Origin of the sequence: Kaistia algarum (assembly GCF_026343945.1) — a bacterium.
GTDB lineage: Bacteria > Pseudomonadota > Alphaproteobacteria > Rhizobiales > Kaistiaceae > Kaistia > Kaistia algarum.
This window is the reverse complement of sequence record NZ_JAPKNJ010000002.1, coordinates 766,082-779,653: the sequence shown is the minus strand read 5'-3', so window position 1 is coordinate 779,653 and position 13,572 is coordinate 766,082. Positions and strand designations below refer to the sequence as shown.

11 protein-coding genes are annotated in these 13,572 nt (G+C 64.6%); 7 read left to right on the top strand and 4 right to left on the bottom strand.

What is annotated here, in order from left to right; translation table 11 throughout:
- Positions 1 to 194: 194 nt before the first annotated feature.
- From OSH05_RS16885 to OSH05_RS16875, 3 genes are read left to right on the top strand one after another with little or no spacing between them, the layout of a single operon-like run.
- Positions 195 to 641, top strand: a complete 447-nt coding sequence (locus tag OSH05_RS16885) for an Rrf2 family transcriptional regulator (RefSeq protein WP_104219224.1) — start codon at positions 195 to 197, stop codon at positions 639 to 641.
- Between the two features lie 58 nt (positions 642 to 699).
- On the top strand, positions 700 to 1,365 hold the full coding sequence (gene tenA / locus OSH05_RS16880; RefSeq protein ID WP_104219223.1) for a thiaminase II: 666 nt from the start codon (positions 700 to 702) through the stop codon (positions 1,363 to 1,365).
- Between the two features lie 14 nt (positions 1,366 to 1,379).
- Entirely contained in the window at positions 1,380 to 1,730 is a 351-nt protein-coding gene (locus OSH05_RS16875; RefSeq protein ID WP_266352636.1) for a TfoX/Sxy family protein, read from the top strand.
- 244 nt (positions 1,731 to 1,974) lie between these two features.
- Here OSH05_RS16875 and OSH05_RS16870 read toward each other — a convergent pair whose 3' ends face one another.
- A complete protein-coding gene (locus OSH05_RS16870; protein ID WP_104219313.1) occupies positions 1,975 to 5,442 on the bottom strand; it encodes an acyl-[ACP]--phospholipid O-acyltransferase in 3,468 nt (1,155 codons plus the stop codon).
- 47 nt (positions 5,443 to 5,489) lie between these two features.
- Here OSH05_RS16870 and OSH05_RS16865 point away from each other — a divergent pair, with 47 nt between their 5' ends.
- Together OSH05_RS16865 and OSH05_RS16860 are read left to right on the top strand one after the other, a co-directional pair.
- Positions 5,490 to 6,215, top strand: a complete 726-nt coding sequence (locus OSH05_RS16865) for a TetR/AcrR family transcriptional regulator (protein ID WP_266352634.1) — start codon at positions 5,490 to 5,492, stop codon at positions 6,213 to 6,215.
- 125 nt (positions 6,216 to 6,340) lie between these two features.
- A complete protein-coding gene (locus tag OSH05_RS16860; RefSeq protein WP_165801587.1) occupies positions 6,341 to 6,946 on the top strand; it encodes a Crp/Fnr family transcriptional regulator in 606 nt (201 codons plus the stop codon).
- 22 nt (positions 6,947 to 6,968) lie between these two features.
- Here the strand turns inward: OSH05_RS16860 and OSH05_RS16855 are convergent, their stop codons facing one another.
- Together OSH05_RS16855 and pgi are read right to left on the bottom strand one after the other, a co-directional pair.
- Positions 6,969 to 7,526 (bottom strand): GNAT family N-acetyltransferase, encoded by a 558-nt coding sequence (locus OSH05_RS16855; protein WP_104219220.1) that lies wholly within the window; start codon positions 7,524 to 7,526, stop codon positions 6,969 to 6,971.
- Positions 7,527 to 7,643: 117 nt separating this feature from the next.
- Positions 7,644 to 9,296 (bottom strand): glucose-6-phosphate isomerase, encoded by a 1,653-nt coding sequence (gene pgi, locus OSH05_RS16850; protein WP_104219219.1) that lies wholly within the window; start codon positions 9,294 to 9,296, stop codon positions 7,644 to 7,646.
- Between the two features lie 186 nt (positions 9,297 to 9,482).
- Between pgi and OSH05_RS16845 the strand changes: the two genes are divergently transcribed.
- The gene (locus OSH05_RS16845; RefSeq protein WP_165801586.1) at positions 9,483 to 10,769 is read left to right on the top strand and encodes an ROK family protein; all 1,287 of its coding nucleotides are present in this window, start codon (positions 9,483 to 9,485) and stop codon (positions 10,767 to 10,769) included.
- Positions 10,770 to 10,778: 9 nt separating this feature from the next.
- Here the strand turns inward: OSH05_RS16845 and OSH05_RS16840 are convergent, their stop codons facing one another.
- Positions 10,779 to 11,942 (bottom strand): pyridoxal phosphate-dependent aminotransferase, encoded by a 1,164-nt coding sequence (locus OSH05_RS16840; RefSeq protein WP_104219218.1) that lies wholly within the window; start codon positions 11,940 to 11,942, stop codon positions 10,779 to 10,781.
- Between the two features lie 141 nt (positions 11,943 to 12,083).
- Here OSH05_RS16840 and OSH05_RS16835 point away from each other — a divergent pair, with 141 nt between their 5' ends.
- On the top strand, positions 12,084 to 13,469 hold the full coding sequence (locus OSH05_RS16835; protein WP_104219217.1) for a M48 family metalloprotease: 1,386 nt from the start codon (positions 12,084 to 12,086) through the stop codon (positions 13,467 to 13,469).
- Positions 13,470 to 13,572 lie beyond the last annotated feature (103 nt).

Here is a 13,572-nt window from a genome sequence, read left to right as displayed (position 1 = left end):
GGTTCTCTCTCCTGACGCCATCCGGCACTACGGGTTGCGCCGCCCGCCATAGCAGGGGCGTCATGCCTGCTCGTCGATCACGACACATCATAAGTGTCATGATGGTCCAGGCGCTCCGATCATGCAACCATGATTGTTGCGTGAGTGAGAAGAGGCTGATACGGAAGGGGCAGCGTTCGCGACGGAGGCTTGCAATGCGCAGCGACAGCCGGCTTTCCCGCATGCTGCATGTGCTGATCCACATGGACGAAAGCGACGGTCCGCTCACATCGGACACGATCGCTCGCATGCTCGGTACCAATCCGGTCGTCGTCCGCCGCACCATGGCCGGGCTACGCGACAAGGGCTACGTTCATTCCGGCAAGGGCCATGGCGGCGGCTGGACGCTGGCAAGGCGCCTCGACGAGATCACGCTGCGCGACGTCTATCGTTCCCTCGGCGAGCCGTCCGTCTTCGCGCTCGGACCGACAGCGGATCATCCGCGCTGCCTCGTCGAGCAGGCGGTGAACGCGGCGGTCGACGAGGCGCTGGACGAAGCCGAGGCGCTACTGCTTCGCCGTTTCGCGGCCGTCTCCGTCGGCGACATCGCGCGCGATTTTCGCGCGCGCCTGGGCCTTCGCACCATGGCGGAATCCGGCTAGGGATCCGCCATCACCATCCGCGTCGGCGCGATGCCGACGCGACCAACCGGAAGACGGCATGACCTCTCTTTTCGATCGCCTGAAGCACGATGCGGCGCCGGAATGGGCTGCCTATGTCGGGCATGATTTCGTGCGTGGCCTTGGCGATGGCACGCTGCCGGCCGCGAGCTTCCGCCATTATCTGGTGCAGGACTATCTGTTTCTGATCGAGTTCGCCCGCGCCTACGCGCTCGCCGTCTACAAATCGCCGACCCTCGCCGAGATGCGCAAGGCGGCGGCAGGGGTCGAGGCGATCCTGTCTGAGACGACGCTACATCTGAAGCTCTGTGCGGGATGGGGTCTCGATGCGGCTTCGATCGAGGCCGCTCCTGAATCACGCGCGACCATCGCCTATACCCGCTTCGTCCAGGAGGCGGGCCTGCGCGGCGATCTGCTCGATCTCGTCGTGGCGCTCTCGCCCTGCGTCATCGGCTATGCCGAAATCGGAACCGCGCTCGCCGATTCGCCGGCCCTGTCGAATCCGGCCCATCCCTATGCCGACTGGATTCGCGAATATGACGGCGAGGCCTATCAGGGGATCGCCGAGGAGAGTCGGGCGCAGATCGATCGTCTCGCGCGCGACTATCTGACCGAGGCGCGCTATCCTCGGCTTCTCAGCACATTCCGCCATGCGGTGAGGCTTGAGGCGGAGTTCTGGCAGATGGGTTTGACCCTCGCCGATTGAGGGGGATGATCAGCATGGATCGCGAATTTCTCGAGGAATTGTTCGAGCCGGTCGGCCGCGTCGCGTTCCGCCGCATGTTCGGCGGGCTCGGCATCTTTCGCGACGGGCTGATGTTCGGCCTCGTCGCCGGCGACACTCTGCATCTAAAAGCGGACGAGAGGACGCACCCGGATTTCGAGACCGAAGGCTGCGAGCCGTTCAGCTACGCCACCAAAACCGGCAAGCGCACGCTTACGAGCTATTGGCGGATGCCCGAGCGGCTCTTCGACGAGCCGGACGAATTCCGGGATTGGGCCATGCGAGCGGTCGAAACTGCGATCCGGGCCGACGCCGCCAAAGCGTCGAAGTCAGCCCGAAAGCGTTAAGGGCGGCCCTAGACGTCAGATGGACGTCAGTTCGGGCAAATGACGGGGCCGCCGACGGTCGAGCTGGCCTGGTTACATGAGTCGGACGAACCCTGCTGATAGACGGACTGGCAACCAGCCAGACCCAGCAACGACACCAACAGCACGATCGCGATGCGCATATGCTTCCCCGAGCCAAACTCAATGATCACTTTCTAGTCGGTCGGCAGGGCGGTGTCGAGCCGCAACTGCCATCCCGGCCCCTCTACGGCGCGGGCTCGGTCAATGCGGGGGCTGGCTGCGGCGGCAGCGCCAGTCGGGCGATAGCGGGATAGTCGGGTTTCCCGGACCCGAGCAAGGGCAGGTGGCCGATCGTCAGCAAGCGCTTCGGCAGCATGATCTCGGACAGCCCGCGCTGGCGGGCAAATCGCTGCAACTCGCCGAGCTCGGCCTCCGGCCGCTCGGTGACGAGCACGATCTCCTCGCCGCGCCGCTCGCTGGGAATCGTTGTGGCCGCGCAGGGGTGGTTCGGCCAGAGTTCGGAAGCGATCTGCTCGATCGCCGACAGCGACACCATTTCGCCGCCGACCTTGGCGAAGCGCTTGGCTCGCCCGGCGATGGTCACGAAGCCGTCGCCATCGATGGTGACGATATCGCCCGTGTCGTACCATCCCTCCGGGGGCGGTTCGATCTGGCCGGGTGCGCTGGCGCGGTAATAGCCGCGCATGATGTTGGGGCCACGCACGACGAGGCGCCCGCCTTCCTCTATTCCCTCGACGGGATCGATGCGCGTTTCAATTCCCGGCAGGATCTTGCCGACCGAGCCCGGTCGGTTTGCCATGGGCGTATTGATGGCGAGAACGGGCGACGTTTCCGTGGCGCCGTAACCCTCGAGAACCCGGATGCCGAATTTCTCCGCGAAGATCCGGCGGGTCTCCGGCTTCAGTCTTTCCGCGCCCGCGAAGATATAGCGGATCGAATAGAAGTCGTAAGGATGTGCCATCCTGGCATAGCCGGATAGGAACGTATCGGTACCGAACAATATCGTCGCATTCACGTCATAGGCGATTTCCGGAACGATCCGGTAATGCAGCGGCGATGGATAAAGCATCTGCCGGACGCCGGAAAAGAGCGGAAGCAGGCAGCCGGCCGTCAGTCCGAACGCATGGAATATCGGCAGCGCGTTCAGCACGACGTCTTCGCGCGAGAAGTCGATGACGCTCGACACCTGCTGCCGGTTCGACTGGATGGCGCGATGGCTGAGAGAGACGCCTTTCGGCAGGCCTTCGGAGCCGGAGGTGAACAGCACGACGGCTTCATCGTCGACTTCCTGCCTCCGTCCGAAGGCGAGGTGGCTCATCGTCCGCGGCGCCATGGCGCCGATCATGGCGAGCAGTTTTCGCAGCGGACCGATCTGGTCGCGGAGATCCTCCAGAAAGACGATTTGACAATTCTCAGAAAGGGTTGCGATCAGTGGCTGAAGTCGCCCCTGTTCGACGAAGCGCCGCGAGGTCAGCACCAGCTTGACCTCCGCCGCCTGCCGCGCGGCGTCGATCGCGGCGGGGCCGGCAGAGAAGTTGAGCATCGCCGGAACGCGGCCGCTCGCTTGAAGCGCGAAGAAGGTGACGACCGCCGCGATCGTGTTCGGCAGCATCACGCCAACCCGCTCACCAGGCCGACTGCGTTTCGCCACGAGGCCGCCAATGGCGAACGCACCTCGCAAGATGGCGGTATAGCCGACAGGGGCCCGGGTGACGTCCTCGATCACCGGGTAAGAGCCATGAACATGTCGGGCATGGATCAGCCCGTCGAGCAGCGGCTCCGGCGGCTGGCTGGTTTCAAACACCATCTCGCGCATGATGTCCTGCAGATGGGAACCGGCCTCGGCGCGGCGCTTCCGTCCGATGAGGCCAGGTGTCAGGCCGATCGACCGGGGCGGCAGGACGGCGAGATGCATCTCGGGAAAGAGGCGTCGGCGCACCTTTCCCTTGAGGCGCGAGAAGATCGAATATTGCGGACCATCGACGCGAACCGGAACTACCGGGACATTGGCAAGTGCCGCGATCATTGCCGGGCCGTCATAGACCTTCATCAGCGCCCCGGTGACCGTGATGCGGCCTTCTGGGAAAATCACAAGCCGCCTTCCTTCCTTCACGAGCTTGACCATGCGACGCACGGTGAAGGGGCTGGTCGGGTCGACGGGGACGAGATCGAAGAACAGGAAGGCCGGCTTGACCCACCAGCGCTCGGCGATGAAGCGGTTGATGGCGAAGACCGGCCGGCCGGGCAGCAGGCAGCCGATCAGGATGGCGTCGATGAAGGAGGTGTGATTGACGACGACCACCGCCGCATCCTCGCCGTCGCCATAGTTCTCCGCATGGAGAACGCGGGCCCGGAAGAACAGGCGGAGGATCGCCGACCCGAGCGACTTGATCGCTTCGTCCGGCACGAATTTGAGGCAGACGGCAGCCGCCGCGATATTAGCGAGGCCGATGGCGAAGAGAAGCTGGAGCGTCGTGACGCCGAAGCCGAGCAGCACCGCCGCACCGAGCGTCCCGACGACCATGAGGCCGGCGTTGAAGATGTTGTTGCCGGCAATCGCCGAAGAGCGCTCCTGCGGCTCGGCGCGCGATTGCAACATGGCGTAGAGCGGCACGGTGAAGATGCCGCCGCCAAAGGCGACGCCGACGAGATCGACGATGACGCGAATGCCAGCCCAGGAGCCGATGAACGCGGCATAGCCCAGCGGCGCCCCATCGCTGACCGCGCCGAGCACCACCGAGGCATGCGAGAGGTCGATCATAAAGCCAGCCATCAGCAGCGCGCCGATCGGCGTATGGCGAGCGGAAATCCGACCGGCCAGCACTTTGCTGGCGGCGGCCGAGCCCAGCGCGATGCCGACAACGAAGGCGGCCACCAGGAGGTTCGCGACCAGTTCGTCGACCTTGAGCGTCGATTTCGCGAATTCCGGGAACACGGACATCACGATGAGGCCGACCATCCAGAACCAGGAAATGCCCAGCACGGCGAGGAAGACCGATTGCCGCCGCCGGATCGCGGCGAAGGCGAGGCGGTTGGCGCCGATGAAATCGAAGCGGAAGGGCGGAGCGCCTGGAGCAGGGGGCGCCGATGGGACGAAAAAGGCCGCCACCGCACCGATCAGGGCCGCGGCGACGAGGCCGGCGATGGTGAGCCAGGTGCCGCCGAGGCCGACCGTCAGGCCTCCGAACAAGGTTCCCGCGAGGATCGCAACGAAAGTCGAGCCCTCGAACAGGGCATTGGCGGCGACGAGCCGGTCGCGCGCAACGAATTGCGGCAGCATCGAATATTTCGCCGGCCCGAAGATGGTCGACTGCACCGAATAGAAAAACATGCCGAGGAGGGCGAGCGGCGCCGAGTGAATCAGGATTGCGGTCGAGGACAGGAGCGCGAGAACCACTTCGAGGATCCGGGTCCAGCGCACGACCAACTTCTTATCGACGGCATCGCAAAGCCGGCCGGAAAGACCGGAGAGCAGGAAGGACGGCAGCACGAAGACGGCGCCGCCAAGCGTGATCGCGACCTGCGGCGACAGGCCGAACAGGCCGGCGCCGCCATAGGCAACCATGAAGCCGAAGGCGCTCTTCAGTGCGTTGTCGGCGAAGGCGCCGAACCATTGCACGACGAAGAGTGGCAGGAAGCCTGGCGTTCGGAGCAGGGAAGGAGCGTTTTCAGTCCCGTTCGTCACGTTCATCGGATAGGTCCCCACGCTGATTCCACAATCCTACAGGATCGCGGTCAGTGAACATCGTTCAATTGCATATATGTGTTTTGAACAATGTTCAATATGGGTTAGTATCTGTTGCAGCGGAGAGGTGGGCGGTCTTGGCAAGGCGGAATGATCATTCGGCGGAGGAACTGAAGCGTATGGCGCTCGGCGCGGCGCGCGGCCTTGCCGTCGACGAGGGATTGCGTGGTGTTACGGTGCGCCGCGTGGCGGAACGGATCGGCTATGCGCCGGGCACGCTCTATAACCTGTTTGCCAATCTCGACGATCTGATCGTGCAGGTGAATGGTGGCACGCTGCGGGAGCTCGGCGAAGCGCTGGCCGGCGCTGGAGGCGGCGACCCGCCGACGCGCGCGGCAAGGCTGACGGACGCCTATTTCGATTTCGTCGAGCGCGGGCCGCGCCTCTGGGCCATGCTGTTCGAACACCGTCTGCCCGAGGGTGTGCTGTTGCCAGACTGGTATCGGAACGAGCTCGATAGGCTGGTCGACCGCGTTGCCGCGATGCTCGAGCCCGCCATGCCCGACCGGCCGGCGGGCGGTCGCCGGCGGGCGGTCGTTGCGATGTGGGCAGCGCTGCATGGGATCGCGACGCTGTCCGTATCGAACAAGCTGGCGCTCGTGGCCCAGATTCCGGCGCGGGAACTGGGACATTTCGTCGTCGCCAGGATCCTCTCCGGAGAAGTAGGGTCCAAAGAGGATACTTTAGAGGATATCGCAGCTTCTTCTTATCGAGATTAGACTATCATCCATTCCATATCGGATTGCGGACGGCGGGTCCGCAAGGAGGCAGCGTGCAGACCGCAGAAATAGTTTCATGGCTCAGTCGAACAAGTTTTTTTAATGGATTGGATCACGACGATCTGGTGCGTCTGGCCCAGATCGCCCGCGTCACGACGATCCCGGCCGAGACGTTGCTTTTCTCGCAGGGTGATGATTCGGACGGTCTTTATTGCGTCACCAGCGGCATCATCCGCATCTTCCTCACCGCCGAAGACAGCCGCGAGGTCACCATCCAGCTGTTTGAGGAAGGCGAGGTGATCGGCGATATCGCGCTGCTCGATGGATTGCAGCGCAGCGCCGGTGCGGCCGCACTGACGGAGACGCGGCTGATCTTCGTGCCGAGGCAGCCATTCCTGACCCTTCTCGACAGCTCCGCGCGCCTTCAGCGCCAGATCATCATCAGCCTGTGCGAACGGCTACGGCAGACCAACGAACAGGTAAACCGCGCCGTCTTCCACGATCTGCGCCACCGCCTGCTCGTGCTGCTACGCCAGCTTGCGCTCATTCACGGCCGGATCGAGAAGGACGTGGCGGTCGTGGAACTCGACCTGACCCAAGGCACGCTCGCCCAGATGCTGGGCGCGAGCCGTGAGGCCGTCAACAAGCAGATCCGCGCCTTGATCAAGGAAGGGCGCCTGTCGATCGATGGACACCACATCATCGTCCATCGCTCGATGAAGGAAGCTTGAGTCGACCTGCCCGCAGCAGGACTCAAGCCATCAGGCGCTTGCGCATGACCAGAAGGTCCATGCTGAAATCGTCGCCGAGGTCGAGCGGCAGGATATCGCTGGCCGAATAGCCGGTGTTGCGGAAGAGGTCGGCCCCATGCAGCGGGGCGAATGCCGACAGGATGCCGATGCGGTTTTTGCGGGCACTGGTCTCGGCGATCGTCAACAGGCTGCGGCCGATTCCCTGGCGGGCGAAGCGCGGGTCGACATAGAAGCCGATCGCGCAGGGCAATTCGCGCCCCTTTTCCGTGGGGACGAAGCTCCATCCGCCCGAGCCGACCACTTCCTGGTCGCGGACAGCGACGAAAAAGCTCGGCGAGGAGCAGAGCCACAGGGTTTGACGAAGGTGGCGCTCGACATAGCGCTTGATCTTCGCTGCACCGTAGATGTCTCGGCCGCTGGCGCAAAGCGCGGCGACCTGGATCTCGGCCAACCGGGCGAAGTCGCCCTTGGCGGCGTTGCGTATGGAGATGCCGGTCAGGCCATAATATGCGGCGACCGTCTTCGCGTAATGCTCGAAATCGGCGAATTCAATTTCCATGGGATCGAAAGAAATCCGGACGAATCAATGGACATCCGGATTCTAAGCTGATCGATCGGCCATGTTGAGTGACGATGGTCACAGCCCCTTAGGAGGGCTGTGAATAGACTTTCTCCCTCAGCCGAGTCGAGCGGCCGAGCGGATCAGATTGGCCGTGGAAGCGTCGCGACCGTCCGGGCTCGCCTTCCCTTCCACCATAGGCAGAAGCTGGGTCGCGAGCTGCTTGCCGAGTTCGACGCCCCACTGGTCGAAGGAATCGATCCCCCAGATGGTGCCCTGCACGAATACCTGATGCTCGTAGAGCGCGATCAGTCGCCCGAGCGTGAACGGATCGAGCAGGCGGTAGAGGATCGTGTTGGTCGGCCGGTTGCCCGGGAACGTCTTGTGGGGTGCGAGGCGTTCGGCCTCGGGCGGCACCTTGCCCTCGGCCAGGAGCTCGGTCCGCGCCTCTTCCGTCGTCCGTCCCCGCATCAGCGCTTCCGTCTGCGCGAAGCAATTGGCGAGCAGGAGGCGGTGGTGGAGGTCGTCCGGCTCGTGCGACTTGGCGGCGACGAGGAAATCGGCGGGAATGACGTCGGTGCCCTGGTGCAGCAGCTGGTAGAAGGCGTGCTGGCCATTGGTGCCAGGCTCGCCCCAGACGAGCGGGCCCGTCTGTTGCGCGACGGGCGAGCCGTCGAGCGTCACGCGCTTCCCGTTCGATTCCATGTCGAGCTGCTGCAGATAGGCGGCGAAGCGCAGCATGCGCTGGTCATAGGGCAGGACGGCCTTGGCCGGGAAGCCGAGCACATTGCGGTTCCAGATGCCGACCAGTGCGAGCAGGACCGGCAGGTTGCGGTCGAGCGGCGTATCGCGGAAATGCACGTCCATCGCATGGGCGCCCGCAAGGAACTGGCGGAAATCCTTGTCGCCGATCGCGATCATGACCGGCAGGCCGATCGCTGACCAGACGGAATAGCGCCCGCCGACCCAGTCCCAGAAGCCGAAAGCACGCTTCACGTCGATGCCGAAGGCAGCGACCTTGTCGAGCGCGGTCGACATCGCCGCGAAATGGGCACCGACCGCAACCTCGCCCAGCGCATCGATGATCCAGCGCCGCGCCGTCCCGGCATTGGTCATCGTCTCGATGGTGGTGAAGGTCTTGGAGGCGACAAGGAACAGCGTCGTCGCCGGGTTCAAGCCTTCGAGCGTGTCGTGGATATGGGCACCGTCGACATTGGAGACGAAATGCAGCCGCGGGCCGTCATGATAGGGGCTGAGCGCACGCGTCACCATGGCCGGGCCGAGGTCGGAGCCGCCAATGCCGATATTGACCACGTCGGTAAAGGCACCACCGGTACCTGCGATCGCGCCGCTGCGGATACCCTCGGCGAAGGTCGCCATCGCGTCCAGAACCGAATGCACCTCCTCGACGACGTTCTCGCCGTCGAGAACATAGGATTCGCCTTTCTGGGCGCGCAGGGCGACGTGAAGGACGGCGCGGTTCTCGGTGACGTTGATGCGCTCGGCGCCGAACATCGCGGCGCGGCGGGCCTCGACGCCGGCGGCTCTCGCGAGCGAGAGCAGGGCGATTACGGCCTGGGTATCCAGACGATTCTTGGAATAGTCGAGCAGCAGGCCGTCGACCTCAAGCGAAAGGCGGGCGAAGCGATCGGCGTCGGCTGCGAACATTTCGCGCATCGAACGCGATTCGACGCGGTCCCGTTCGGCCTTCAAACTGGCGAAAGCGCTGGCAACTTCAGCCGCCACAGCGGCGGTTCGGACGGCGGTCATGGAAGACATCCTTCGAAACAAGGGCGGGCGCCAACGAGATACGACGCCGGCCGTGCGGCGGCAAGGCGGCGCCGCATCCGGGCGGCGCGGCTTCATACCACCTCGCGATGCGATCACGATGACGCGAGTGAAAGTCCTTGGAAAGCGGGTCTCGTTCGACCATTGTCCGGGCGGAGGAGACCGCACGTGCAGTACAAAGCCGACACCGAACTCGTCCGACGCCAGAACCGGGGGCTGGTGCTCCAGACCCTGCGCCGCATCGGCTCGCTTGCCCGCGTCGAGCTCGGCCGCGCAACCGGCTTGAGCCCGGCGACGATTTCGGCGATCACGGCGGACCTCCTCTCGGAACATCTGATCGTCACCGCCTCGATCGAGGAGCGGGCTGAGCGCCCGCCGGGGCGCGGTCGACCGCGCGTCGCCCTGTCGCTGAATGCGTCGGCGGCCTTCGTGCTGGGCGTCAAAGTGTCATTGAATTCCGTGACGCTGATCCTGTGTGACTATGGCGGCCATCTGCGCGACCGCACCCGCCTCGCCATTCCGACCCAGGGCCACGAGGCAAAGCAGTTCGTGCCGCGGCTCGCCGAGGCGATCCTCGCCTATCTGGAGGCGCGCGGCGTCCCGCACCGGAAGTTGCCCGAGATACCGATCGCCGTGCCCGGTGTCGTCGACCAGACGACCGGCAAGTTGATCTGGAGTCCGACCATATCCGTGGATGTCGGCGCCATTCCAGGTCCGCTTTCCGAGGCGCTCGGCATTCCGGTCTCGGTCACCAATGACGTGAACATGATCGGGCAGGCGCTGAATTCGCGTGATCCGCTGCGCTATGGCGGGACTTTCGCGGTGATCTTCATCGCCTATGGCGTCGGCATGGGCCTCTATATCAATGGCCGCCTGTTTTCCGGCGCCTTTGGCTCAGGCGCCGAGTTCGGCCATTCCAACCATATTCCGGGCGGTGCGCTCTGCCGATGCGGCCGTCGCGGCTGCGTCGAGGCCTATGTCGCTGACTACGCCATCTACCGTGCCGTCGAGAATTTGCCGCCCGACGAGCCGCCGGCCGACATTGATCCCGATGCCGAAACGATGCGCCAGCTGGAAGTGCGCGCCCGCGGCGGCGATGACCGCGTCCGCTCGGCCTATCACCAGGCCGGACTTGCGCTCGGCTACGGCTTGTCGCGCCTGCTCGCCATTCTCAATCCCGAGCGCGTCGCCTTCACCGGGCGCGGTCTTGCCGCCTTCGATCTGATGGAGGCGGGGTTCCGCGCCGGCCTAGAGGAGGGGCTGGTGGCGGAGATCGGCCGGATGACGGAGATCGAGGTGCTCTCTCCGGAGGACGATCTCGTCGATGTCGGCATCCTGGCCGGGGCACTGCAGAGGCTCGACCGCGATATCTTTGCCAGCGCCGATCACGAGCCGGTGCCGGGGGAGCGACGACTGTTATCCCGCCCGTCGGCGAGCCTCGGCATCGACGCCTGAGCGTCGTGGTCAGCGCAGCCAGTCGCCGAGGCGCTGGCTCGCTTCGTCGATGTCGGTGACGGAGCCGGCAAAGGAGAAGCGTATATAGGCGTCGCCCTGGCTGCGGTCGAAATCCATGCCCGGCGTCGCCGCGATGCCTGCCTCGTTTAGCATTCGCCGCGCGAATTCGGCTGAATCATTGGTGAAGCGGCGCACTGACGCATAAATGTAAAACGCGCCATCGACTGGGAAGAAATCGTCGAAACCGAGGCCCGGCAGCCGTTCGAGCAGCAGCTTGCGATTGGCGGCATAGCCGTCCTTGATTCGCTCCAGTTCATCGGTCGCGTCGAAGGCGGCCAGGGCGGCCTTCTGCGACAGGTCGGGCGCCGAGATATAGAGGTTCTGGCCCAGCCGCTCGACGGCGCGCACCAGCGATGGCGGCAGGATCATCCAGCCGATCCGCCAGCCCGTCATGCAGTAATATTTCGAGAACGAGTTGATGACGATCGCCTCGTTGGACGTGGCAAGCGCCGTCTCGGCGACGCCGTCATAGACGAGCCCATGATAGATCTCGTCGGAAATGAAGCGGATGCCGAGCGCGTCGCTGGTGCGGATGAGCTTGGCGAGAGCGACGGGCGTCATCATCGTGCCCGTCGGGTTGGCGGGGCTGGCGACGATGAGGCCGGCGAGCGGCTTCTCCCTGTGCGCCGCCTCGACAAGCGCCGGCGTGATCGCATGGCGATCTTCGGTCCGGGTCCGGAGTTCGACAACTTCAAGATCCAACGCGCGCAGTATGTTGGCATAGGCCGGATAGCCGGGGCTGGCGATGGCGACACGGTCACCGGCATCGAAGGCCGCGAGGAAGGCGAGGTTGAAGCCGCCCGACGAACCCGTCGTCACCGCGACGCGGCCGGGATCGACCTCGACGCCGTGGCGCTCGCCATAATGCCGGGCGATCCGCTCGCGCAGCGGCCGCCATCCCAGCGCATCCGTATAGCCGACCCGGCCGCCCTGAAGCGCGGCGATCGCCGCCTCGCGGACGGCGCGCGGGGTCGCGGCGCCGGGCTCGCCGACTTCCATGTGCAAGATGCGCCGGCCGGCAGCTTCGAGCGCATTGGCGGCGGACAGCACATCCATGGCGAGGAAGGGCGCCACGTCGCTTCGCCGGGAGGGTCCCTTGTATTGGCCGGTCATCTCATCGCTCCCTTTACTCGCAGCGATCGAACATCGAGCCCGACTTGCAATCGCCGGAATTGGCGGGCATCGCTCTCGGTCTGGATTTCCTTGCGCCGTTCCTTACAGGGCGGACGCGACCGGCGAAAGGAAGATTGAACCATGGCAGCACGACGCTTCAGGCGGATCGCGGGGACCGGCCTGGCGCTGGTCTCGGTCGTCGCCGCTACATTGGGCGGCGCCGAGACGGCCTCGGCCCAACGCGGTCCCAGCATTATCCGGGATGCCGAGACCGAGACGCTGATCCAGGACTACATCCGTCCGATCTTCAAGGTGGCAGGGATCCGCTCGACATCGGTGGAACTCTTCCTCGTCGATGATCCATCCTTCAATGCCTTTGTCGCGAGCGGCCAGAAATTGGTCATCAACACCGGTGCGATCATCGATTCAAAGACGCCGAACGAATTGATCGGCGTGCTGGCGCACGAGACGGGACACTTGGCTGGCGGCCATCAGATCCAGCTTCGCCAGCAGCTCGAAACGGCCCAGCGGCTCGCCATGATCGGCGGCCTCGCCGGCATTGGTGCGGCGATGGCCGGCGCTGCCATGGGCTCGCCCGACGCGGCAAGGGCGGGGGGCGGCATCGCGGCCGGCGTCGGGGAGGCGGCGCGGCGCTCGCTGCTCGCCTATCAGCGCTCGGAAGAAATGGCAGCCGACCAGTCGGCGCTCAACTATCTGCAGAAGACCGGGCAATCGGCGAAGGGCATGATGCGCACCTTCGAGCGCTTCATCGACAACACGCTGTTTTCGGCGCGCCGCGCCAATCCGTTTCTGCAGACGCATCCGATGCCGGTCGAGCGCCTCGACATGATCACGCGCTCAGCCAAGGCGAGCCCCTATTTCAACGTCAAGGACAGTGCGGCGCTCCAACTGCGCCACGACATGGTCCGCGCCAAGCTCGCCGCCTTCACGGAAGATGCGGGTCAGGTCATGCGGCGCTATCCGCCGGACGACGTATCGATGCCGGCGCGCTATGCCCGCGTCATCTCGGCCTATCGGAACAGCAACAGCAAGACCGCGCTGACGCTGCTGGATGCGATGCTCAAGGATCAGCCGAAGAACCCCTATTTCTGGGAGCTCGAGGGCCAGATCCTCTTGGAAAGCGGCCGCGGGCGCGAGGCGATCGCGCCCTTGCAGAAGGCCGTCTCTCTGGCGCCGAAATCAGGCTTGCTGCGGATTATGCTGGGCCAGACGCTGGTAGAGGCTGGCGATCCGAAATCCATCGACGAGGCGATCAAGAACCTCACCGTCGGCCTGCAGCAGGATCCCGATGTCGGCATTGGCTATCGCAGCCTGGCGCGGGCCTATGCCATGCGCGGCGAGATACCGATGGCGGATCTGGCGACGGCGCAGGGAGAGTTCGCCGAAGGCAATTACAAGGCGGCGAAGACGCATGCGGCAAGGGCTCAGGCAGCTTTCAAGCGCGGCTCGCCGCCATGGATCCGCGCCGACGACATCCTCTCGTTCCAGCCGCCCACGTCGAAGTGATCGTCATGGCTCACGAAAACCAGGGATCGAGCTTGATTGGGGACGGGTTTCTTTTACCAACGCCTGTTATGAACCCATCGGAAGTAAGGCTTCGGCCTTGATG

Excerpts from the sequence above, each read along its gene's own strand:
- OSH05_RS16885 (WP_104219224.1), top strand. The coding sequence starts at position 195 with ATGCGCAGCGACAGCCGGCTTTCCCGCATGCTGCATGTGCTGATCCAC.
- tenA (WP_104219223.1), top strand. The coding sequence starts at position 700 with ATGACCTCTCTTTTCGATCGCCTGAAGCACGATGCGGCGCCGGAATGG.
- OSH05_RS16875 (WP_266352636.1), top strand. The coding sequence starts at position 1,380 with ATGGATCGCGAATTTCTCGAGGAATTGTTCGAGCCGGTCGGCCGCGTC.
- OSH05_RS16870 (WP_104219313.1), bottom strand. The coding sequence starts at position 5,442 with ATGAACGTGACGAACGGGACTGAAAACGCTCCTTCCCTGCTCCGAACG.
- OSH05_RS16855 (WP_104219220.1), bottom strand. The coding sequence starts at position 7,526 with ATGGAAATTGAATTCGCCGATTTCGAGCATTACGCGAAGACGGTCGCC.
- pgi (WP_104219219.1), bottom strand. The coding sequence starts at position 9,296 with ATGACCGCCGTCCGAACCGCCGCTGTGGCGGCTGAAGTTGCCAGCGCT.
- OSH05_RS16840 (WP_104219218.1), bottom strand. The coding sequence starts at position 11,942 with ATGACCGGCCAATACAAGGGACCCTCCCGGCGAAGCGACGTGGCGCCC.
- OSH05_RS16835 (WP_104219217.1), top strand. The coding sequence starts at position 12,084 with ATGGCAGCACGACGCTTCAGGCGGATCGCGGGGACCGGCCTGGCGCTG.